Source organism: Microbacterium sp. AK031, from assembly GCF_024807145.1.
Taxonomy (GTDB): Bacteria; Actinomycetota; Actinomycetes; order Actinomycetales; family Microbacteriaceae; genus Microbacterium.
Genome location: NZ_JANUCA010000001.1, coordinates 683,980 through 705,513, shown reverse-complemented (window position 1 = coordinate 705,513; position 21,534 = coordinate 683,980). Strand labels below are relative to the sequence as shown.

The 21,534-nt window shown below is 65.8% G+C and carries 20 protein-coding genes and 1 tRNA gene; 9 read left to right on the top strand and 12 right to left on the bottom strand.

The features are described 5' to 3' along the window. Window positions 1-19: 19 nt before the first annotated feature. Window positions 20-2,200 carry an ATP-dependent DNA helicase RecG gene (locus HDC95_RS03325; protein WP_259061748.1) on the bottom strand — a complete coding sequence of 727 codons (2,181 nt, stop codon included), beginning with the start codon at window positions 2,198-2,200 and terminating at the stop codon, window positions 20-22. Between the two features lie 44 nt (window positions 2,201-2,244). Here HDC95_RS03325 and rsmD point away from each other — a divergent pair, with 44 nt between their 5' ends. Continuing rightward, a complete protein-coding gene (gene rsmD, locus HDC95_RS03320) occupies window positions 2,245-2,823 on the top strand; it encodes a 16S rRNA (guanine(966)-N(2))-methyltransferase RsmD (RefSeq protein WP_259061747.1) in 579 nt (192 codons plus the stop codon). On the opposite strand, the gene thiL is transcribed toward rsmD, so the two are convergent. Beyond that, window positions 2,793-3,788 carry a thiamine-phosphate kinase gene (thiL, locus tag HDC95_RS03315; RefSeq protein WP_259061746.1) on the bottom strand — a complete coding sequence of 332 codons (996 nt, stop codon included), beginning with the start codon at window positions 3,786-3,788 and terminating at the stop codon, window positions 2,793-2,795. The two genes, rsmD and thiL, sit on opposite strands and share 31 nt — an antisense overlap. 23 nt (window positions 3,789-3,811) lie before the next feature. Here thiL and HDC95_RS03310 point away from each other — a divergent pair, with 23 nt between their 5' ends. After that, window positions 3,812-4,330 carry a DUF3515 domain-containing protein gene (locus HDC95_RS03310; protein WP_259061745.1) on the top strand — a complete coding sequence of 173 codons (519 nt, stop codon included), beginning with the start codon at window positions 3,812-3,814 and terminating at the stop codon, window positions 4,328-4,330. A gap of 3 nt (window positions 4,331-4,333) precedes the next feature. Here the strand turns inward: HDC95_RS03310 and HDC95_RS03305 are convergent, their stop codons facing one another. The 7 genes from HDC95_RS03305 to HDC95_RS03275 all read right to left on the bottom strand — a co-directional run bounded on the left by HDC95_RS03305 (window position 4,334) and on the right by HDC95_RS03275 (window position 11,885). Then, on the bottom strand, window positions 4,334-5,422 hold the full coding sequence (locus HDC95_RS03305; protein WP_259061744.1) for a D-alanine--D-alanine ligase family protein: 1,089 nt from the start codon (window positions 5,420-5,422) through the stop codon (window positions 4,334-4,336). Further along, window positions 5,328-6,461: an NAD(P)H-dependent glycerol-3-phosphate dehydrogenase gene (locus HDC95_RS03300; RefSeq protein ID WP_259061743.1), complete on the bottom strand. Its 1,134-nt coding sequence runs from the start codon at window positions 6,459-6,461 to the stop codon at window positions 5,328-5,330. The genes HDC95_RS03305 and HDC95_RS03300 overlap by 95 nt, the downstream gene beginning before the upstream one ends. Continuing rightward, a complete protein-coding gene (locus HDC95_RS03295; RefSeq protein WP_259061742.1) occupies window positions 6,451-7,206 on the bottom strand; it encodes a 1-acyl-sn-glycerol-3-phosphate acyltransferase in 756 nt (251 codons plus the stop codon). Before HDC95_RS03295 ends, HDC95_RS03300 begins: the two co-directional genes overlap by 11 nt. A 5-nt stretch (window positions 7,207-7,211) precedes the next feature. Further along, a complete protein-coding gene (murA, locus tag HDC95_RS03290; protein ID WP_259061741.1) occupies window positions 7,212-8,579 on the bottom strand; it encodes a UDP-N-acetylglucosamine 1-carboxyvinyltransferase in 1,368 nt (455 codons plus the stop codon). Window positions 8,580-8,658: 79 nt separating this feature from the next. After that, a complete protein-coding gene (leuD, locus tag HDC95_RS03285) occupies window positions 8,659-9,255 on the bottom strand; it encodes a 3-isopropylmalate dehydratase small subunit (protein ID WP_259061740.1) in 597 nt (198 codons plus the stop codon). A gap of 2 nt (window positions 9,256-9,257) precedes the next feature. Beyond that, window positions 9,258-10,715, bottom strand: a complete 1,458-nt coding sequence (gene leuC / locus HDC95_RS03280) for a 3-isopropylmalate dehydratase large subunit (protein ID WP_259061739.1) — start codon at window positions 10,713-10,715, stop codon at window positions 9,258-9,260. A gap of 153 nt (window positions 10,716-10,868) precedes the next feature. Then, window positions 10,869-11,885, bottom strand: a complete 1,017-nt coding sequence (locus tag HDC95_RS03275; RefSeq protein WP_259061738.1) for a TerC family protein — start codon at window positions 11,883-11,885, stop codon at window positions 10,869-10,871. A gap of 271 nt (window positions 11,886-12,156) precedes the next feature. On the opposite strand from HDC95_RS03275, the gene HDC95_RS03270 reads away from it, so the two are divergent. From HDC95_RS03270 to HDC95_RS03255, 4 genes are read left to right on the top strand one after another with little or no spacing between them, the layout of a single operon-like run. Beyond that, entirely contained in the window at window positions 12,157-12,735 is a 579-nt protein-coding gene (locus HDC95_RS03270; protein ID WP_259061737.1) for an RNA polymerase sigma factor, read from the top strand. Beyond that, window positions 12,732-13,793 (top strand): DUF4349 domain-containing protein, encoded by a 1,062-nt coding sequence (locus HDC95_RS03265; protein WP_259061736.1) that lies wholly within the window; start codon window positions 12,732-12,734, stop codon window positions 13,791-13,793. The genes HDC95_RS03270 and HDC95_RS03265 overlap by 4 nt, the downstream gene beginning before the upstream one ends. 59 nt (window positions 13,794-13,852) lie before the next feature. Continuing rightward, window positions 13,853-14,407, top strand: a complete 555-nt coding sequence (locus HDC95_RS03260; RefSeq protein ID WP_259061735.1) for a helix-turn-helix domain-containing protein — start codon at window positions 13,853-13,855, stop codon at window positions 14,405-14,407. Beyond that, entirely contained in the window at window positions 14,404-15,636 is a 1,233-nt protein-coding gene (locus HDC95_RS03255; protein ID WP_259061734.1) for an MFS transporter, read from the top strand. Before HDC95_RS03260 ends, HDC95_RS03255 begins: the two co-directional genes overlap by 4 nt. Before the next feature lie 30 nt (window positions 15,637-15,666). Here the strand turns inward: HDC95_RS03255 and HDC95_RS03250 are convergent, their stop codons facing one another. Next, entirely contained in the window at window positions 15,667-16,251 is a 585-nt protein-coding gene (locus tag HDC95_RS03250; RefSeq protein WP_259061733.1) for a TetR/AcrR family transcriptional regulator, read from the bottom strand. Between the two features lie 121 nt (window positions 16,252-16,372). On the opposite strand from HDC95_RS03250, the gene HDC95_RS03245 reads away from it, so the two are divergent. Further along, the gene (locus HDC95_RS03245; protein WP_259061732.1) at window positions 16,373-17,392 is read left to right on the top strand and encodes an aldo/keto reductase; all 1,020 of its coding nucleotides are present in this window, start codon (window positions 16,373-16,375) and stop codon (window positions 17,390-17,392) included. A 65-nt stretch (window positions 17,393-17,457) separates the two neighbouring features. Here HDC95_RS03245 and HDC95_RS03240 read toward each other — a convergent pair. Then, window positions 17,458-17,530 (bottom strand) — tRNA-Glu (locus tag HDC95_RS03240). Between the two features lie 153 nt (window positions 17,531-17,683). Here HDC95_RS03240 and HDC95_RS03235 point away from each other — a divergent pair. Together HDC95_RS03235 and HDC95_RS03230 are read left to right on the top strand one after the other, a co-directional pair. Next, the gene (locus HDC95_RS03235; RefSeq protein WP_259061731.1) at window positions 17,684-18,322 is read left to right on the top strand and encodes an MBL fold metallo-hydrolase; all 639 of its coding nucleotides are present in this window, start codon (window positions 17,684-17,686) and stop codon (window positions 18,320-18,322) included. Then, a complete protein-coding gene (locus tag HDC95_RS03230; protein WP_259061730.1) occupies window positions 18,319-18,858 on the top strand; it encodes a GNAT family N-acetyltransferase in 540 nt (179 codons plus the stop codon). The genes HDC95_RS03235 and HDC95_RS03230 overlap by 4 nt, the downstream gene beginning before the upstream one ends. On the opposite strand, the gene pepN is transcribed toward HDC95_RS03230, so the two are convergent. Beyond that, window positions 18,840-21,335 (bottom strand): aminopeptidase N, encoded by a 2,496-nt coding sequence (gene pepN, locus HDC95_RS03225; RefSeq protein ID WP_259061729.1) that lies wholly within the window; start codon window positions 21,333-21,335, stop codon window positions 18,840-18,842. The two genes, HDC95_RS03230 and pepN, sit on opposite strands and share 19 nt — an antisense overlap. Between the last annotated feature and the right edge of the window lie 199 nt (window positions 21,336-21,534).

Here is a 21,534-nt window from a genome sequence, read left to right as displayed (position 1 = left end):
CCTATGACACACCGCTATGTCAGTTCTTCGCGAGGGCGGCCCTGTCGTCCTCTGTGACGCGACGGGCGATGACCTCTCGGAGACCTCGATGCGCCTCGAGCTGCGGGTCGGCTTCGAGGATGCCCTCCGCAAGCTCGCGCGCCCGTGCGATCAGCTTCGAGTCCTTCACCACCCGCAGCAGTTTCAAGGACGACCGCACACCTGACTGCGTCGACCCGAGCACGTCGCCTTCGCCGCGCAGCTCCAGATCGACCTCCGCGAGGGCGAAACCGTCGAGAGTCGCTGCCACGGCCTCGACGCGATCACGTGCCAGGGAGCCCGCTTCCGCCTCTGTGACGAGCAGGCACAGTCCAGGCACATCACCGCGGCCGACTCGCCCTCGCAGCTGGTGTAGCTGCGAGACGCCGAAACGGTCGGCATCGAGCACGATCATCGTGGACGCGTTCGGCACATCGACGCCGACCTCGATCACCGTCGTCGCGATCAGCAGGTCGATCTCTCCGCGCGCGAAGGCCTGCATCACGGCATCCTTCGTCTCTGACGGCATCTTCCCATGCAGAACAGCCCGACGGAGCTTGCCGACGGTCGGATGCGTCTCCAGAGCAGCATCCAGCTGCACGACGCCCCAACGCGGACCGGACGCGCCCTCCTCGCTGGGGACGAGTGCGGTCTGGTCTTCCTCACCGGCAGCCTTCTTCGTCGTGTCGATCGCCGCGCACACGGCGAACACCTGACGCTTCTGCGCGATCTCCTCCGCCACACGCTCCCACACGCGGCGGAACCAGTCCGGATGCTCCGCCAGCGGCGCGACGAACGACTCGATCCCCGCTCGACCGGCAGGCATGGTGCGAATGACTGACGTGTCCAGATCGCCGAAGACCGTCATCGCCACCGTGCGGGGGATGGGAGTAGCAGTGAGCACGAGCGCGTGCGGGCTCGAGCCCTTCGCGCGCAGCGCCTCCCGCTGCTCGACGCCGAAGCGATGCTGCTCGTCGACGACGACGAGGCCGAGGTCGGCGAAGGTCGTCTTCTCGCCCAGCAGAGCATGCGTGCCGACGACGATGAGCGCCTGACCGGCCGCCACCCTCAGCGCGGCCTTACGACGCGCGGGAGCGGACATCTGCCCGGTGAGGAGCGTGGGCATGAGCAGGGGCGCGAGATCGGGCCCGAGCATCTTCGTGATCGATCGCAGATGCTGGGATGCGAGCACCTCGGTCGGCGCGATCAGTGCGGCCTGCCCACCTGATTCTGCGACCTGCAGCATGGCGCGCAGAGCGACGAGGGTCTTTCCGGAGCCGACCTCGCCCTGCACCAGCCGGTTCATCGGCCATGCGCCGGTGAGGTCTGCCGCGATCTGATGTCCGACCGTCTGCTGGTCGACGGTGAGGGTGTACGGCAAGGTCGCGTCGAAGCGCTCGAGAAGTCCGCCCGGCTTCGTCTGGCGGGGTGTGGCGTTCAGCGCACGCACGGCGGCGCGCTGCTGCAGCAGCGCGGTCTGCAGCACGAGTGCCTCGTGCATGCGAAGCGTGCGAACCGCTGGATCCACATCGTTGCGCGCCTGCGGACGGTGCAAATGCACCAGTGCCGTTCGCGCGTCGAGCAGACCCTCACGCACCCGGATCTCATCGGGCAGCGGATCCGGCACGTCGCCGACGTCCGGCAGGACCTTTTCGACCAGTTCGCGGAACTGCTGGCTGGAGACGGCCGAGGTCGCCGGGTAGATCGGGATCGGCCGGTGCGCACGGTCGTCGGCACGGGCCTGTGCGCTCTCCTCATCGTCGAAGAGCTCGACCTGCGGATGAGCGAACTGGGTCGTGTCGTTGTACATGCCGACCTTGCCGGAGAACACACCTCGCCGGCCGGGGCGCATCTCGTTCGCCCGCCAGCGCGCCTGCTGGAGGTTCTTCGCGAAGAAGGTCAGCGACACGCGACCGTGCTCGTCTCCGATGATCACGTCGGTCATCGCTCCGTTGCGATTGCGCATCTCACGGGCAGACGAGGACAGAACTTCGGCGACGATGGTCACCGTCTCACCGACGGGAAGATCGCGGATCGGTGTGAGCTCGGCGGGATCCGCGTAACGGCGCGGATAGTGCCCGAGCATCTCTCCGACCGTCTTCATGCCGAACGCTCGCTCGACCTTCTTCGCCGAAGCCGGGCCGATCGCCTCGGCGAGACTCGTGTCGAGGGAGAAGACCATGCCTGAAGTCTAGAGAACGCCGCAGACAGCCATAGGCTGTTCGGGTGACGAGGATCATCGCCGGGAGTGCACGCGGGTTGCGCCTTGACGTGCCGGGCAGCGGCACCCGTCCGACGAGTGACCGCGTGCGGGAGTCGCTCTTCGGGGCGTTGGAATCGCTGGATGCCATCGCCGACGCCCGCGTCCTCGATCTGTACGCCGGATCGGGTGCGCTCGGACTCGAAGCTCTGAGCCGGGGAGCCGCGAGCGTCGACCTCGTCGAGCGTTCCCGCTCCGCCGCCGTAGTAATGCGCCGCAACATCGCAACGGTCGCACGGACGTTGGACGACGCCCCCGCCCGCGTGCATGAGAGCGCCGTACTCGCCTTCCTCAGACGCGCGACGGTCCCGTATGACCTCGTCTTCACCGATCCGCCATATGATCTCGAAGACCGGTCGATGGACGCTGATCTGATCGCGCTCGCACCGCTGCTGTCCGACGACGCCGTGGTCGTGATCGAACGCGCCCGCAGGTCGACGCCGCCCGATGTCGCCGCTGCCGGACTCGAGGTGTTCCGTGAGAAGTCCTACGGCGACACCGCGATCTGGTGGGCTCAGCCGGCTGTCGAATCCCAGTCGCGATAAGGGTCCCAGCCGTCTGACGACACCGGAACGCCGTCGCAGAGAACTCCCTCCGGACCACGCTCGATCACGGTGCCGATGATCCGGAAGCCGGGCGGGAGGACATCGGCGGGGAATGTGGCGAGCAGCGCGTGATCCTCGCCGCCGGCAAGAGCGCGCTCCGGATTCTCACCGAGGGATCCACGCGACAGCTCCAATGTGACATCGGATGCCTTCGCGAGACGCCCGGCGTCCAGGGCAAGACCGTCGGAGATGTCCATCATCGCCGTCGCACCGGCGACAGAAGCCATCACGCCCAGTCCGATCGGCGGTGAAGGTCGCAGCTGCGCCGCCAGCGCCGCCCGTTCGCCGGTCTCCAGAAGAGCGGCGTCGATCGGAACCGGTGTGTCACCGCCTCTGAAGCGGCCGAACAGGACGGCGAGTCCGCGCGCGGCATGTCCGAGTTCACCGGCGACGGCGACGACGTCGCCGGGGCGCGCACCAGCCCTGGTGACGGCATTCCGACCCTCAAGATCGCCGAGTGCCGTGACGGCGATCGTCAGCACGTCGGACACCGTCAGGTCTCCCCCGACCACCGCGCATCCGGGTGCCAGAGCGTCGCAGGCGTCGCGGAAACCGTCGGCGAGCTGCTCGACGAACGACAGCCGCAGATCGCGCGGCACCGCCAGCGCCACGAGCAGCGCGGTCGGGCGCGCGCCCATCGCCGCGATGTCGGCCAGGTTCACCGCCGCGGACTTCCACCCGAGGTCGTATCCGGTCGACCATGCGAGCCTGAAGTCGGGCCCGTGCACGAGTGTGTCGGTCGTCGCGACGACCGAGCCCGACGGCGTGGCGATGACCGCCGCGTCGTCACCAGGTCCGAGGATCGTGTGCGAGGCGGGAGCGGTACGGGCGAGGATCGCCTGCAGGATCGTGCCTTCCGACACATCTGCCAGGCGCGGGTCGTCGTCGGCTGAACGGGAGGGCATGGTGTCAAAGGTAGCCTGGAATCATGTCGCGTCGTCTTGCCCTCACCGCCGTCATCCTGCTCGGAACGGCCCTGCTCGGCGGATGCTCGAACACCGTGCACCTTGAGCCCGCTGAGGACGCCGACAACCCGTTGTGCGCGGAGGTCTCCGTCGGACTGCAGAACGTCGCGAACATCGCGGACAAGGATCGCCGATGGACCGACGCGCAGGCGACCGGCGCGTGGGGCGACCCGGGCGGACCCTCAGCGATCATTCTTCGCTGCGGTGTCGCCGTGCCCGCTCCGACGAGCGAGCTGCAGTGCGTGACGCTCGAAGGCGTCGACTGGCTCGTCGATGCATCCGACACACCGTTCCTGCGGCTGACGACCTACGGTCGTGACCCGGCGGTGCAGCTGTACATCGACACAGGGGCGGTCAGCTCCAACGATGTGATCAGCACCCGAACGTTGGTCGGGGCGATCACCGCGATTCCCGCAGACGGCAAATGCACCGCACCGGATGAACTCGACGAGGACGCGCAGGAGCTGTTGGAACTGGGCTGAGCCTCAGCGCTGCAGACCGATTTCGACGAGCTCGGTGATGAGGTCGCTGTAGCTCAGGCCGGATGCGACCCAGCACTTCGGGAACATCGAGATCGGCGTGAATCCTGGCATCGTGTTCAGCTCGTTGATGACGAGCGAGCCGTCAGGCGTGACGAAGAAGTCGACCCTCGCCAGGCCCTTGCCGTCAACCGCTTCGAATGCGCGAAGCGCGGCCTCGCGCAGTCGTTCGATCAGTTCATCGTCGACATCTGCCGGACAGACGATGTCGACGCCGTCTCCGCCGAGGTACTTGCCCTCGAAATCATAGAAGCTGCGGGATGTGAGCACGACCTCGCCGGGAAGCGACGCGCGTGCCGGCCCGCCGTCGCGACCGGCGAGCACACCGACCTCGATCTCGCGACCGTCGATCTTCGACTCGATGAGCACCTTCTCGTCCTCGGCGAAGGCGATGCGCATCGCCTCATCCAGCCCTTCACCGTCGACGACGCGAGAGACTCCGACGCTCGAACCGGCACTGGCGGGCTTGACGAACACGACGGAGCCCAGAGCTGCGATGTCCGCGCGAAGTCGATCGGTGTCGCTGTCCCATTGCGACCGGCGGACCGTGATGCCTGGTGACACCGCGATACCGGCGGCGGAGAGCGCGAGCTTCGTGAAGTGCTTGTCCAGGCACACCGCGGAGTCGAGGATCCCGCATCCGGCGTATGGCACATCGAGAACATCGAAGAAGCCCTGGATCGCTCCGTCTTCTCCGTGCAGCCCGTGCAGCAGCGGCAGCACGACGTCGATCTCGCCGTGACTGATGACGTCTCCGCTCGGCTGAGTCACCCGCAACGTGCGGTCACCGCCGGGTTCGGGCCACAGAACTCGCGTGCCGTTGTCGGCGACCTCGGGAAGGCGCGCGGCATCCAGTGCGAATTTGTCAGGACGATCCTCTTCGAGGACGAAGGCACCCTCACGAGTGATCCCGACCGGGATCACCTCGTAGCGCTCGCGATCAATCGCGTGCAGCACTCCGCCCGCCGTCGCGGAACTGATGGAATGCTCGCTGGAACGCCCGCCGAAGAGCACCACCACCGTCTGCTTGTCCATGATTGGTTCTCTCCTCCTGGGGAGTGTCGTCGTCCGTCGTCAGGTGGGGGGCGATGTCACGCGGATTCATCGTTCCGTCCAGCACCATCTTCACCTGCTCGACGATGGGCATGTGCACATCGGATTCTCGGGCCAGCTGCAGGATCGGCGCCACCGACGCCAGTCCTTCCGCGGTCTGGTTCATCTGCTTCACGACGTCCTGGTAGCTGTAACCCTGACCCAGCAGCCGCCCCGCCGTGTTGTTGCGGCTGAGGGGCGACTGGCAGGTGGCGATGAGGTCGCCGAGTCCCGCAAGGCCCTGCAGCGTCTCCGACTGCGCACCGTTCGCCACCGCGAAGTCGGTCATCTCGACCAGACCGCGCGTGATGATCGAGGCCTTCGTGTTCTCGCCGTAGCCGACGCCGTCGACGATGCCGATCGCGACTGCGATCAGGTTCTTCAGCACCCCACCGAACTCGGTACCGATCACATCGGTGTTCACGAACGTTCGGAAGTAGGAGTTGCGGGCCGCGCGGGCGACCGTCTCTGCCGTCTCCTGGCTGCGAGAGGCGATCACCGCAGCCGTGGGCTGCTCCCGCGCGATCTCGAGCGCGAGGTTCGGACCTGACGCCACCGCGATGTGCATCGGGTCGCACTGGAGCTCCTGTTCGATCACCTGGCTCATGCGCAAGCCGCTGGATCGTTCGACGCCCTTCATCAGGGAGATGATGGGCAGCTCGCGATCGGACAGCAACGGACGCAGCGCCTTGAGGTTCTCTCGCAGCGACTGGCTCGGAACCGACAGATAGACCTGGTCAGCGCCGTCGAGCGCGGTCGAGAGGTCGTGTGTCGCAGCGATCGTGCGTGGCAGGTTGATGCCGGGAAGATACTTCGAGTTGCGCTTTCCCTCTGCGATCTCGAGCGCCTGCTCCGGCCTGCGCGCCCACATCGTCACCTGCGCGCCGCCATCAGCGAGGATCTTGCCGAAGGTGGTTCCCCAGCTTCCGGATCCGACCACGGTGACCCGCGGTCCCGTCGGCGCGGGATTCTTACGAGTCAAGGCGTCCTGTCTCCCTCTGACCGTGCTCGGTGGGATTCCAGCGTGTCGCAGGCGCCTTCTCGCCACGCAGCTCCTCGAGCAGGGCCGTGATCGCGTTCATCAACCGATTGGTGGCCTCGTTCAGCGCTGCCTGCTCCCCTGCGCGACCGCTCAAGTCGGAGACGTCGACAGGATCGCCGATGAGCACCTGCACACGCTTGCGCGGTGGCCAGAGACTTAACCCCTTCTGGTATCTGCCCATGACATGCTGCGTCCCCCACTGCGCCATCGGAATGAGGGGGATGTCACCGGCCAGCGCGAGACGCACCGCGCCGGACTTTCCGCGCATGGGCCACAGATCGGGATCGCGCGTGAGCGTGCCTTCCGGGTAGACGATCACGCCGCGCTCGTTCTTCACGAGTGCCTGCGACTGCTCGATGGTCTGCTTCGCTGCAGCCGCCGAGGTCGCCCGCGTGACCGGCACCATCCCGGTTTTGTGCATCAGCCAGCCCAGAACAGGGACGCGGAACAGGCTCTCCTTCGCCATGAACCGCGGCGCGCGGCCGAGCCGCCACACTGCTGCAGCCACGATGAGCGGATCGAACTCCGAATAGTGGTTGGGGGCGAGCACGAACGCGCCCTTAGCCGGGAGTTTCTCCTTGTTGCGGATCTCGATCTTCGCCAGGTAGCCGACTGCAGGCACGACGATCGCCGCGAGCGGCCAGAACGGACTCGGGCGGGACTTCTCGGGTGACCGGGAGCCCATGGCTGTCACCGTACGACGTCGAAGTCGGCGCCGAGAGCGTCGAGCTTCGCAAGGAACTTCTCGTACCCACGGCTGAGGATGTCGACGCCGGAGACCTTCGACTCACCCTCTGCCGTGAGCGCTGCGATCACGTGGCTGTAGCCGCCGCGCAGATCCGGAACCACGATGTCAGCAGCGTGCAGCGGAGTCGACCCGGTGATGACCGCGGCCTGTTCCAGTTCACGACGCGGCACGCGGCGCGGACCGTCCTGCAGACCGTGCGGGTGCACCACGATGTCGGCGCCCATCTTCACGAGCGCGTCGGTGAAGCCCATCCGGTTCTCGTAGACCGTCTCGTGCACGACGGAACGGCCCTTCGCCTGCGTCAGGGCGACGACCAGCGGCTGCTGCCAGTCCGTCATGAATCCGGGGTGCACGTCGGTCTCCACGACCACCGGCTGCAGTTCGCTGCCGCGACGGAACAGGATGCCGTCTTCCTTCACATCGAACCAGCCGCCGGCCTTGCGGAAGACGTTGAGGAACGTGAGCATCTCCTGCTGCTTGGCTCCGCCGACGAAGATCTCGCCGTCGGTCGCGAGCGCGGCAGACGCCCAGGATGCGGCCTCGTTGCGATCGAAGATCGAACGGTGGTCGTACCCGCGCAGCTTCTCCACGCCCTCGATGAGGATCACGCGGTTGGGCTCGTACGAGATGATCGCGCCCATCTTCTGCAGCACGGCGATGAGATCCATGATCTCGGGCTCGATGGCTGCGTTGCGCAGTTCTGTGGTGCCTTCGGCGCGCACAGCGGTCAGGAGAACCTGCTCGGTGGCACCCACGCTCGGGTACGGCAGGTGGATGTTCGCGCCGTGCAGGCGCCCGCCCTGGGTCGAAAGCCGGATGCCGCTGGGCAGCTTCTCCACGATCGCGCCGAACTTGCGGAGGGCATCGAGATGGAAATCGATCGGGCGGTCGCCGATGCGGCAGCCACCGAGATCGGGGATGAACGCCTGACCGAGACGATGCAGCAGCGGACCGCAGAACAGGATCGGGATGCGAGAGGCGCCTGCGTGCGCGTCGATCTCCTCCATGTGCGCGGACTCGACGTCGCTCGGGTCGAAGACCAGCGAGCCGGCCTCGTCTCCCTCACTGACGCGAACGCCGTGCACTTCGAGCAGCGAGCGCACGACGGCGACATCGCTGATGCCCGGCACGTCGCGCAGCATGCTGGCGTCCTCGCCGAGGAGCGATGCGACCATCGCCTTGGTGGCGAGGTTCTTCGCGCCCTTCACATCGACGCGGCCGCGCAGCGGCCTTCCGCCTCGGATAGCCAGCACGTCTCCGGTCAAAGCGGGAACTCCCTCCGGAAGGTCAGCGCGCACGGTTGTCGTCATTCGAGGAGCCTCACTTCATGGTCATGGACGCGGCGTCAGCCGCTGGAGCGGATGCCCCAGGCTCACGTTGCGCTCGGTGTCAGCGGACAGGGAGCGTACGTGGCCGCCACGACTCGCGGCGGGCCTCGAACTGCGCGATCTTGTCCTCGTTGCGCAGTGTGAGCCCGATGTCATCGAGCCCTTCGAGGAGCCGCCATCTAGTGTAATCGTCGATCTCGATGGCGGCTCGGAGATCGCCGATAGTGGCGGTGCGCGCCTCGAGATCGACGGTGATCTCAGCACCGGGATTCACATCGATCTCTGCCCAGATACTGTCGAGATCAGCCTCGGAGATGGTCGCTGCCAGCAGGCCCTGCTTGCCGGAGTTGCCGCGGAAGATGTCACCGAAACGCGTGCTCAGGACGACCTTGAAACCGAAGTCGCGGAGCGCCCAGACGGCGTGCTCACGGCTGGATCCAGTGCCGAAGTCAGGCCCTGTGACCAGCACGGACGCGCCTTGGAAAGCCGGCTGGTTCAGGACGAAATCCGGGTCCTGACGCCACGCGTGGAACAGTGCGTCCTCGAATCCGGTCTTCGTGACGCGTTTCAGGAACACGGCAGGGATGATCTGGTCCGTGTCGACATTCGATCGCTTCAGCGGAGCGGCGATGCCGGTGTGTGTGATGAATTTCTCCATGATCAGGCTCCTACCAGCTCACGTGCGGATTCCAGGTCGCTCGGGCTCGACAGCGTGCCGCGCACCGCGGTCGCCGCCGCGACGAGCGGTGAGACGAGGTGGGTTCGGCCGCCCTTGCCCTGGCGCCCTTCGAAGTTGCGGTTCGACGTGGATGCGCAGCGCTCCCCCGGTGCCAGCTGATCCGGATTCATGCCGAGGCACATCGAGCAGCCGGCGAAGCGCCACTCCGCACCGAAGTCCTTGACGATCTGGTCGATGCCCTCCGCCTCGGCCTCCAGACGCACCCGTGCGGAGCCTGGAACCACCATGACGCGGACGCCGTCGGCCTTCTTGCGACCCTTGATGACGGATGCGAACGCGCGCAGGTCTTCTATGCGGCTGTTCGTGCAGGACCCCATGAACACGGCATCCACCGGCACGTCCTTCAGCGGGGTGCCCGGCGTGAGATCCATGTACTCCAGCGCACGCTCGGCGGCGACGCGCTCGTTGGGATCTGAGATGTCGGCCGGGTCAGGCACAGACGACGAGAGCGAGCTCCCCTGCCCCGGGTTGGTGCCCCAGGTCACGAACGGCTCAAGCTGGTTCGCATCGATCAGCACCTCGGCGTCAAAGACGGCTCCGTCGTCGGTGGGGAGCGTGCGCCAGTAGTCGACGGCATCGTCCCAGTCCTGTCCTTCCGGCGCGTGCGCACGTCCCTTCAGGTACTCGAAGGTGATCTCATCCGGCGCGACCATGCCTGCACGAGCACCTGCCTCGATCGACATGTTGCAGATCGTCATGCGTCCCTCCATCGAGAGGGCGCGGATGGCGCTGCCGCGGAACTCGAGCACGTAGCCCTGACCGCCGCCTGTTCCGATCTTCGAGATCACGGCGAGGATGATGTCCTTCGCGCTCACGCCGGGCTTGATCTCGCCCTCGACCGTGATCGCCATCGTCTTGAACGGCTTGAGCGGCAGCGTCTGTGTCGCCATGACGTGCTCGACCTCACTGGTGCCGATACCGAACGCCATAGCGCCGAAGGCGCCGTGCGTCGAGGTGTGCGAGTCGCCGCAGACGACGGTGATACCGGGCATGGTCAGACCCAGCTGCGGCCCGACCACGTGCACGATGCCCTGTTCCGCGTCGCCCAGAGAGTGGATGCGCACGCCGAAATCCGCGGCGTTGCGACGCAGCGTCTCGATCTGTGTGCGGCTGGTGAGGTCGGCGATCGGTTTGTCGATGTCAAGCGTCGGAGTGTTGTGGTCTTCGGTCGCGATCGTCAGATCGACTCTGCGCAGCGGCCGACCCTCTGCACGCAGTCCGTCGAACGCTTGCGGACTCGTCACCTCGTGCACGAGGTGCAGGTCGATGTAGATGAGATCCGGTTCGCCGTTCTCGCCCTTCACGACGAGATGGTCATCCCAGACCTTCTCGGCGAGCGTGCGAGGACTCGAAGAGCCAGTGGGGGCAGCTGAGGTCATGTCTTTATCTCCAGAAGTCGGTGGTCGGCCACACTGGACTCCGCGACGAGGAAGGCCTAGTTCGAGGTCTCGTCGCGGCCACTAAGGAGAAGGAACACCCGCCGCATGCCGGTCAGTTTACACCGCAGCGGCGGGTGGTCGTGTCGAGGGCGATCAGTGCGTGGGAGGCTCCGGATGCAGTTCCTCCGGTGCGCGACGCCTCTCGTTCGAGGAGGCGACGAGGCTCGCGATCGTCGCGACGCCCATCGACGCCACGATGACCGTCAATGACAGCCAGATCGGGATGTCCGGTGCCCACTCGATGTGCTGTCCGCCGTTGATGAAGGGCAGTTCATTGACATGCATGGCGTGCAGGATCAGCTTCACGCCGATGAAGCCGAGGATGACGGCGATGCCGTAGTGGAGGTAGCGGAGGCGGTCCAACAGATCGCCGAGCAGGAAGTACAGCTGGCGCAGGCCCATCAGCGCGAAGATGTTCGCGGTGAAGACCAGGAAGCTGTTGTGGGTGATGCTGAAGATCGCGGGGATCGAGTCGATCGCGAACATGAGGTCGGTCACGCCGATCGCGACGAAGACGATGATCATCGGCGTCCACATGCGCCTGCCCTCGACGACGGTGCGGAGCTTGCCCTCGTCGTACTCCTCGCTTATGTCGATCCGACGACGCAGGAGGCGAACGATGAAGTTCTCTCGTTTCGCTTCGCCCTCGTGATCACCCTCTGGCATGGCCTGACGGACCGCGGTCCAGATCAGGAACGCGCCGAAGATGTAGAAGATCGGCGAGAAGTTCTCGATGATCGCGACCCCGGCGAGGATGAACAGCCCGCGCAGGACGAGCGCAATGATGATGCCCACCATGAGCACCTGCTGCTGCAGGCGACGCGGGACGGAGAACTGCGCCATGATCAGCACGAAAACGAAGAGGTTGTCGATCGACAGGCTGTATTCGAGCGCCCAACCGGTGAGGAACTCGCCCGCGAACTGGCCGCCGGCGACGAAGTACAGCAGTACGGCGAAGATCAGCGCGAGGCCGACGTAGAACGCCACCCAGAGGCTGGATTCCTTCGTCGACGGGATGTGGGGACGCAACCGGACGAGCAGCAGGTCGCCGATGAGGATGAGGACGAGCACCACCAGGGCGGTGATCTCGAACCAGACAGGGATGTTCAAGGGCGCTCAGCACCTTTCGAGAGAGGTCGGGAATAGATCGAAAGTCTCTCCCCGCACTGAGTGCGTCACGCGCCCGGAGCAGCATTGTCGGTGCTCGTGATGACGATCGCGTGAACTCGGGATACTCCCTCTCGCTGAACCGATGTTACCGGAGCTTCCGAGGCAGGGCGAAACAGTCGAGGTGAGTCGTCGCTGAGCAGATTCGACATCGATCTGAGACGATGGGGCATCTCCTGACACTTCTCTGGTGAGAGACACCGAACGGAGCAGGATGTCTGAGCTTGTCGAAGACCAAGAGCGGTCCGAGGACCAGGACTGGGTGGCGCGCGCCGCGTCCGGTGATGAGGGCGCGTTCCGCGCGCTCTACCGTGTGCATGTTCGCCCTGTGTACTGGATCGCCCACGGCATCCTTGGGTCAGCAGCCGACGCCGAAGACGTGACGCAGGAGACGTTCGTCGTCGCCTGGCGCAAACTGCCTGGACTGCAGCTCGTCGGAGCATCGGCTCTGCCGTGGCTGGCGACGATCTGCCGCTTCCAGGCGGCGAACCGTCTTCGCCAGCGGCGTCGCGAGCAGGCGCATACGACGGAAGCCGCAGACGATGACCTCGCCGACACCGTCAGCGTCGAGGAGCAGGTCATCTCCGCAGCGCTGGCGGAGCGGATCACGGCCGAGATCGGCGCGCTCAGTGCGCTGGATCGGGAGGTCTTCCGATTGTGTGCCACGGAGGGCTACGCCTACCAGGCCGCGGCTGACGAACTCGGAATCAGCCATGGCGTCGTTCGGAACCGTCTCTCACGGGTGCGCACGCAGTTGCGGGGCGCTGTCGAGGAAGAAGCGAGAGACGCATGAACGACCAGACATCCACGGGTTCTGCGGCAGCGCTGCCCGAACTGTCCCAGACGAGCATCGAGCGCATCGAACATGCCGTGTTCGAGGACATCGCGCGCGAGCGTTCGCCCGAGCAGCATCCGGTTCAGAGGAAGAGCCGGCGGCGCGGATGGCTGACGGGCGTCGGGATCGCCGCAGCCTTCGTCGCCGGCATACTCATCACTCCTCCCCTGCTCAACACCGTCGGCGTCTCCACCGTCGATGGTGGTGGCAGCGTCGTGGGCCTCGCTGACCGGACCGGCGGCGACATGGCGGTGCCGGAGAGCGTCGACGACGCATCCTCTTCGGTGGTGGGTGCCGACGTCGACAGCGCCGACCGCGAGATCATCGCGAGTGCCCAGGCCACAGTGCGCGTCGGCGATATCGCCGGTGCCGTCGACGAAATCGCCGCACTCGCAGAGGCGCGTGGCGGTTATGTCGAGAGCACAGATGTCTCCGCAGAGCCGATGGCCGCCGACATGAGCCTGCCGGACCAACCAGAAGCCGGCTACGGCTGGATCAGCATCCGTGTGCCTTCCGCCGATCTCACCGGCGTCATCGATGATCTCGCTGACATCGGAGTGGTCGACTCGTCGTCGCTGTCCAAGCAGGACGTCACATCGACAGCGATCGACCTGCGTGCCCGAGTGGAGGCGACGCGCGCGTCGGTCGCCCGGCTCACGGAGCTGATGTCGCAGTCGGGCAGTGTGTCCGAGCTGATCGAAGCGGAGATCGCGTTGACGGATCGGCAGGCCCAGCTCGAGTCCTACGAGCAGCAGCTCGCCGCGCTCGAGGATCAGGTCGCCATGTCGTCGCTGCAAGTGCAGCTCACCCCCGAGGCATCGGCGACCACGCCCGAGCCGGACGGTTTCGGGGATGGGCTCCTCGCGGGATGGAACGGCCTGATCGTCTCGCTGAACGCTCTCGTGATCACTATCGGCTTCCTCCTCCCCTGGCTTGTCGTCGCTGGCTCCGTCGTACTCGTGATCTGGTTGATCCGGCGTCAGCGCCGCGGTCGTAAGGAACGCCAAACTCCCTGATTTTCCGGGGTATACAAGAACTCTTGTGAAGATCGCTGACCGCTCATAGCGTTGGTGGCATGGAAGAGATCCAGGCCATCACCGCTGTGCACCACCCCGTACGCCGACGGATCGTCGACTACCTCGGCCTCTACGGCGCGAGCCAGGTGACCACCCTGGCTCGCGCCTTGGACCAGCAGGTCGGCAGCATCAGTCATCATCTGCGGATGCTGGAGCGCGCAGGCATCGTGGAGCGCGCCGACGACCCGAACGAGGACAAGCGAACGAGCTGGTGGAAGCCGGCGCGTCGTGGCTTCACCTGGTCCGTCGATGACTTCGGGGACTCGCCCTCGGACGCCCTGCTGGCGCGCGAGGCCGAGCGCACGAACATCTCCACGCAGCTGCAACGGCTGAAAGGGTGGCACAGCAGCAAGCCACAGCGGCGAGCTCCGGAGTGGTCACGCGCCGCATTCAGCATCGACACGTTCACCTGGGCGACGGCGGAGGAACTCGCGACGCTCTCGGAGGCTCTTCGCACGACAGTCGATGCCTGGCGGGCGGGTATCGACACCGACGACGGTGCAGCACGCCGTCCGGTCTTCGTCTTCGCACACGGGTTCCCGACGACGCCATGAGCATCGCAGAGCCCAAACAGCTTCGAGAACCACCACGTTTCTCACGTGACTTCACCGTCCACGCCTGGATCGCCGTCAAAGCGCTGTCGGATGCCGGTGATGCGATCTGGACGATCGCGCTCGCATGGACGGCGGTGCAGACCACGTCTCCGGCGATCGCAGGCGTCATCGTCGCAGCAGGAACGATACCCCGCGCCGTCATCCTGCTGTTCGGCGGGGCGCTGGCCGATCGTGCGGACGCACGCACGATCATGATCCTGTTCAACGCGCTGAGGGTCGGGCTCCTGGTGTTCGTGGCACTGTGGGTGCTCGCTCATCCGCCGTCGGTGCTCGTGCTGCTGCTCGCAGCCATCGCGTTCGGTGTCTGCGACGCATTCTACGAGCCTTCGGCAGCCACCATCGGTCGGCAGCTGGTGCGCACGACGGACCTGCCGTCGTACAGCGCGGTCATGCAGACCGCGACCCGACTCGGAACCATGGGCGGCTCCGCGATCGGCGGGTTCCTCGTCGCCTACGCGGGGCTGAGCGGGAGCGCGTCACTGAACGCGCTGACATTCACGCTGGTGATCGCCTTCATCGCGATCTTCCTGCGACCCCGCTTCGCCCTGGCTCGCTCCGCACGCGAGTCCATACTGCGTGGCATCCAGCACGGCTTCGCGCATCTGCGCGACGCACCGACCACGCGCACGCTGGTGATCGCCCTGTCCGGACTGAATCTCGCCGTCGGGCCCGCGACGGGCATCGGAATCGCGCTGCGCGCGCACGACGAAGGCTGGGGCGCGCAGGCTGTGGGACTCTTCGAGGCGCTGATCGGCCTCGGTGCGGCGCTCGGCGCGATCTCGGTGGCCAGATGGCGTCCGCTCCACGAGGCGCGCGGCGGATTCTGGGCGCTTGTCGTGCAGGGCGCAGGAATCATCCTGATCGGTGTGGGTCCCGCGTGGGCGGCCGCGATCGGGTGCTTCGTCATCGGTCTGACTGCCGGCTTCGCCTCTGTGCTGCTCAGCGCCACGTTCGCGGCGACGATCGACACTGCGTACCTCGGACGGATGAGCTCGATCACGAGGCTTGGTGACGACGTGCTCATGCCGCTGGCGATGGCGGGCTTCGGCGCCCTCGCATCCGTGACCGCGACGTGGGTGCCGTTCGTCCTCTTCGGAGGCGCGCTCATGCTCATGATGGCGTTCCCGCTGCGCAACAGGCAGTTGAGGGAGATGACGCTGCGGTCGTGACGAGGAGACGACACGCTCTTGGCAGCGGTGTCAGCGTTGCACGAGCAGCCCGTCGAGCAGCACATCGGTCATCCGCGTTGTTCGATCTCCGGCGCTGCCAGGAGAATCCGAAGCGAGCCGACTGAGCGCGTTGATGAGATCGCCCGCCAGCACATCGGAGCGGATGCTGCCCTCTTCAGCACCGGCATCCAGGATGCCTTGCACCTTCGGAGCGAGCGTCCCGACGAAATAGCCTGGCAGCGGTTGGTATGCGGGGTCGCCGGAATGCAGCGCGCTCGCGAAACCGCGCTTGGTGGCGACGAAGTTCGCGAACCTCGCGATCCACAGACGCAGCGCCTCCGGTGGCGGATACTCCCCGGCGAGTCGCTCCGCCTCGGCTGCTGTCGCGTCGACCTCGCGACGGAACACGGCGATGATCAGGTCAGAGCGCTTGGGGTAATTTCGGTAGATCGTGCCGACGCCGACACCCGCACGAGCAGCGATGTCGCGCATCGGTGCATCGACACCCGATTCGGCGAACGCGGTCTTGGCAGCCTCGAGCACCGACTCCGTATTGCGCACAGCATCCGCGCGCTTGCGTCTGGGTGCCGCGCTGTCCTGTGCCGATGTGCTCATCGTCAGTTCCCTCTCGCGTGACAAACGGAACACAGTTCCGTATAGTTGCGGACGACTGTTCCGCTTATGCGAGTCTATCGCTCTCGGAGCTCACGCCCCACTGATCGATCCAAGGAGAATCATGCAGTACCGCACACTCGGCCGCACCGGCATCCGCGTCTCGCCCTTCGCCCTCGGGGCGATGATGTTCAGCTCGTTCGGCAACGGCGATCAGGACGAGGTCGATCAGATGGTCGCCCGTGCTCTCGACGCCGGCATCAACTTCATCGACACCGCAGACGCCTACGGAGAATCCGAGGAGATGCTCGGCAAGGCGCTGAAGGGGCGCCGGGACGACGTCGTACTCGCTTCGAAGTTCGCCCGCCCGATCGGTGATGAACCGAACCACCAGGGCGGCTCTCGTCGCTGGATCATCACGGCTGTGGAGAATTCGCTCCGGAGGCTAAACACCGATCATCTCGACCTCTACCAGATGCATCGCCCCGATCCGCACACAGACATCGAGGAGACTCTTTCCGCACTCACCGATCTGGTGCGCAGTGGCAAGGTCCGCACGATCGGCTCCTCTGACATGCCAGCGTCAGAGATCGTCGAGGCCCAATGGGTTGCCGAGCGCCGAGGGCTCGAGCGTTTCCGCACTGAGCAGCCGCACTACTCGCTTCTGGATCGTTCGATCGAGCGCGAAGTGCTGCCTGTCGCGCAGCGCTACGGCATGGGCACCGTGATCTGGAGCCCGCTGGCCAGCGGGATGTTGACCGGACGGGTCCGTCGTGGGCAGGAGACCGATCTGCGCCGCACACGTCTGTTCGCGGCGCTTCGCGACGAACGTCGCATCGATGCCGTCGAGAAGTTCATCCCGCTTGCAGCAGAAGCGGAACTCCCACTCACCCACATGGCGCTCGCCTTCGTGATCGCACATCCTGGCGTGACGTCGGCACTCATCGGCCCTCGGACGATGGATCAGCTCGACGACCTCCTCGCAGCAGCCGATGTGCGGCTCTCGGACGAGCTGCTCGATCGGATCGATGAGATCGTTCCGCCGGGCACTGGCGTCGGCCGGATGGACCAGGAGTACAACACTCCGGCGATCGAGTCGGCGGCGCTGCGCCGCAGGATCCCAGGCGAACGATCAGCTGCGTAGCCGACCGGTTCTGGCCTGACAAACGAAGAAAACCCCCGGAAATCCGGGGGTTTTCTCGTGTCGCGTGACCCCAGCGGGATTCGAACCCGCGTTACCGCCGTGAGAGGGCAGCGTACTAGGCCGCTATACGATGGGGCCGTCTTGCGGAGCGTTTCCGTCCCGCGACAACCGTTCAAGTATGCCATGGGATTTCACGCTCCGCAAAATCGACCCGAGCCTGAGAAGATCTCGGGCGCGTCATCACGGAAAGCCGCGTTTGCCGCGGAGTCCAAGAAGGAGTTGACTCTCCTCATGCGCGTCACGAAGTTCGAACATGCCACTCTCCGCATCGACCTGGGCGGCGACACTCTGGTCATCGATCCAGGCTCATTCACCAGCCCACTCGACGATCTTTCGGGCCTCGTGGGCCTCGTGATCACCCACGAGCACCCGGATCACTGGACACCTGATCACCTCGATCGCATCCTCCGCGATGCACCCGGCACCCCCGTCTTCGCGCCCGCAGGCGTTGCCGCGGCCGCAACGGACCATGACCTCACGGTGGTCGAGCCCGGTGACACCGTGACCGTCGGTCGCTTCACGCTGCGCTTCTTCGGCGGCGATCACGCGATCATCCACTCGTCGCTGCCCAGAGTGCAGAACGTCGGTGTGCTGATAAATGACGAGCTCTACTACCCCGGCGACTCGTATGCCATTCCCGAAGGAGTCGACGTCGGCACTCTCGCCGCGCCGCTCGGCGCCCCTTGGCTGAAGATCGACGAGGCGATGGACTTCGTGTTGGCCGTGGCGCCGCGTCGTGCCTTCGGAGTGCATGACATCCCCCTCTCCGTCATCGGCCGCGACATGCACCGCTCACGTCTGAAGTGGGCGACAGAGCACAACGGCGGCGAGTTCTTCGAACTCGACCCCGGCGATTCACTCGACCTGTGATCCGCCGCCTGCTGCCCGAGCCAACGGCGCGCCTGCGCTTTCGGGAGATGGACCAAGCCGATCTCGACGATATGGCGCAGATGCTCGGCGACCCGGAGACGATGAAGTTCTACCCCGCGCCCAAGACGCGCGAGGAGAGCGCCGGGTGGATCGCCCGAATGCAGGAGCGATATGTCAGAGACGGACATGGCCTCTGGGTGATCGAGACGCATGGCGGGGAATTCATCGGCGATTGCGGCATAACCTGGCAGTCCTACAACGACACACCGGTGCGCGAAGTCGGCTATCACGTGCGCCGCGACCACCAGGGATCCGGCTACGCCACGGAAGCAGCGCGCGCCTGCCTGGAGCTCGTACGCCGAGAGTACGCACCCACCCTGCTCACGGCGATCATCCACCCCGAGAACGTCGCTTCACGGAGAGTCGCCGAGAATCTCGGTATGACCCACATCGCAGATGACAGTGCTCATCCTTGGATCGTGCGCACGGTCATGGGAATGACCGTGCGTCCTTCCGATCATTCTGCGACGAGCTGAGGCTGAGCCGCCCGCACCCTGATCTCTCGCGCGAGGTGGTCGCGCTGTTCGATCACCAGGCGGCGAAGAGCCGCAGGCGCGGCCGGATTAGCCGCGAGCCATACGTCGGCGGCGTCCGTCGTCTCCGTTCCAGGGAACAGTCCGAGCACGAGCCTCCTGGCGATCTCGATGCTGCGGGAGTCCCAGACGTCGGCGATCCGGGCGAAGTACTCGTCGTCGAATCTGGCGATGAGGTCACGGCGTGCGCCGGCACGCACGCCGGCGATGACGGCGTCGAGGTGATCGTTGCTCAGGCTCGTATCGCTCCAGGCTCGATCCCACGCAGCCGCGCGGACATCCGGCGTGGGGCGGGAGGACAGTGCCCGCAATGCTGAAGTGCGCCCGTCCGCGGTGTCGTCGTGCGCGAGTTCGTCCGCGATGGCCGACTCCGACGAGTTCCCCGTCGTCGCCAGTGCCGCGATCAGGGACCAGCGCAGCTCAGGATCGAGAGGGAGACCTTTCGGCCCGCTCCCATCGAGGACCGCGCGAACCCGCTCGGCGCTCGCGCGGTGCAGCGCAGAGGCAGCGGCGAATGCCCGGGCCCAGGCCAGTTGCGCGTCACTCCCGGGAAGCGCAGTGTCCAACGCGGCCTCTGCGGTCGAGGCCCATGCAGAGCGTTCGGCTTCTCGCTGGGTCGGGAGGACGAAGTGCGCGATCGAGTACGCGGCGTTCGCGAGCACTCCGGACAGAAGCCCGATGTTCTCCTCTGACGGCGCGTGCCGACGCACGATCTCCAAATAGGTCGCGGCCGTCAGCTCGCCGTCGCGCGTGGCATTCCACAGCGATGACCACACCAGGGCCCTCGGCAGCGGTGCGAGGGTCGAGAGGGCGGTGGTCACGGCAGCGATCGAGGTGTCGTCGAGCCGCGCCTTCACATAGCTCAGGTCGTCGTCGTTCAGCACGACGAGGTCGGCCTCCGGCAGCGAGACAGGGGTCCGCTCGGCCACGATGTCGAGTTCGACCTGCTCGCGCAGCGACAGCCGACCGGCGTTCAGGTCGTAGAGCCCCACACGCAGCCGATGCGGACGAGGATCGCTCTGCACCAGCATCCGCTCGCCAGCGCCATCGGTCTCCAGCCACAGCGTGGAGACGCCGCTGGTCTCCAACCATGCCTTCGACCAGGCCCGAACGTCTCGGCCGGAGACGTCTTCGAGCTGCACGAGAAGATCCTCCAGGGTCGTGTTGCCGAACGCATGCGCGGCGAAGTATCGCCGTGCTCCCTCGAAGAACTCGTCCTCCCCCACGAACGCCACGAGCTGCTTCAGCACCGCTGCGCCCTTGGCATACGTGATGCCGTCGAAGTTGAGCTTGGCCGCCTCGAGATCCGGAATGTCTGCGACGATCGGATGCGTCGTCGGAAGCTGATCCTGCTGATATGCCCACGCCTTGCGGTTGGCGGCGAAACGTTCCCACGCATCGGTGAATCGGGTCGCGGCCGCCGAGGCATGCGAGCCCATGTAGTCGGCGAACGACTCCTTGAGCCACAGGTCGTCCCACCAGCGCATCGTGACCAGGTCGCCGAACCACATGTGCGCCATCTCGTGCAGGATCGTATTGGCGCGGGCCCCTCGCTGAGCGTCCGTGGCGGCGCCGCGAGGGATATACGCCTCGGTGAAGGTGACCAGACCCGGATTCTCCATCGCGCCGAGGTTGTACTCCGGAACGAAGATCTGGTCGTACTTGCCCCACGGATATGCGAAGGCGAAGGCATCGGTGAAGAAGTCCAGTCCCTGGCGGGTGACCTCGATGATCTCGTCTGCTTCGAGGTGCGGCGCGAGCGATGCGCGACAGAGGACGCCGAGTGCGACCTCTTGATCGCCGCGAGTCCAAGTGCCCTCGACGCGATGATAGGGACCAGCGGCGACTGCGGTGATGTAACTCGACAGCGGCAGGGTCTGCGCGAACACGACCGTCTGCGCCCCGTTCACCTCGCTCGTTGTCGCGATGCTCTGGTTCGACAGCACGTGCCAGTCGGCCGGTGCGTGCACGACAAAGGTGTAGGACGCCTTCATATCAGGCTGCTCGAAGCACGCCATCACTCGGCGGGAATCGGCCGGCTCATACTGCGTGTACAGATACGTCTCGCCGTCGACGGGATCGACGAAGCGGTGCAGCCCTTCACCGGATCGGCTGTAGATGCCCGTCGCCTCGATCACGACGATGTTGGATGCCGTGAGTCCCGTCACGGTGATTCGTGCGCCGTCGTACTCGACGGGAACCTCGACGCCGTTGACCGCGACACGTTCGACCGACTCGCCGATGAAGTCGATCCAGGTGGCGGATTGTGAAGCATCGAAGACCAGCGTCGTCGTCGTGCCGAACCCGTGGCTGTCAGGGTTCGGCGCGTCTCGAACGTCGAGTTCGACTCGAACGTCGTGCACTTTCACCGCCGTCGATCGTGCGGCGGTCTGCTGCCTGGTCAGGTTCGCTGAGCTCATGTCTTCCATCGTTTCACGGTACGACTCCGGAGCAGTCAGCATGAACCGGTGGGAATGGGCTAGACTGGGGCGACACATTCACGTTGACTTCCGGAATCTCCGGCTGTTCATCGGCCCGACTGCCTTCACATGCACGGTGGCCACTCGATCATCGTCCTTCATCTACCTCACGCTCCCAGCACAGAGACGCCGCGAATTC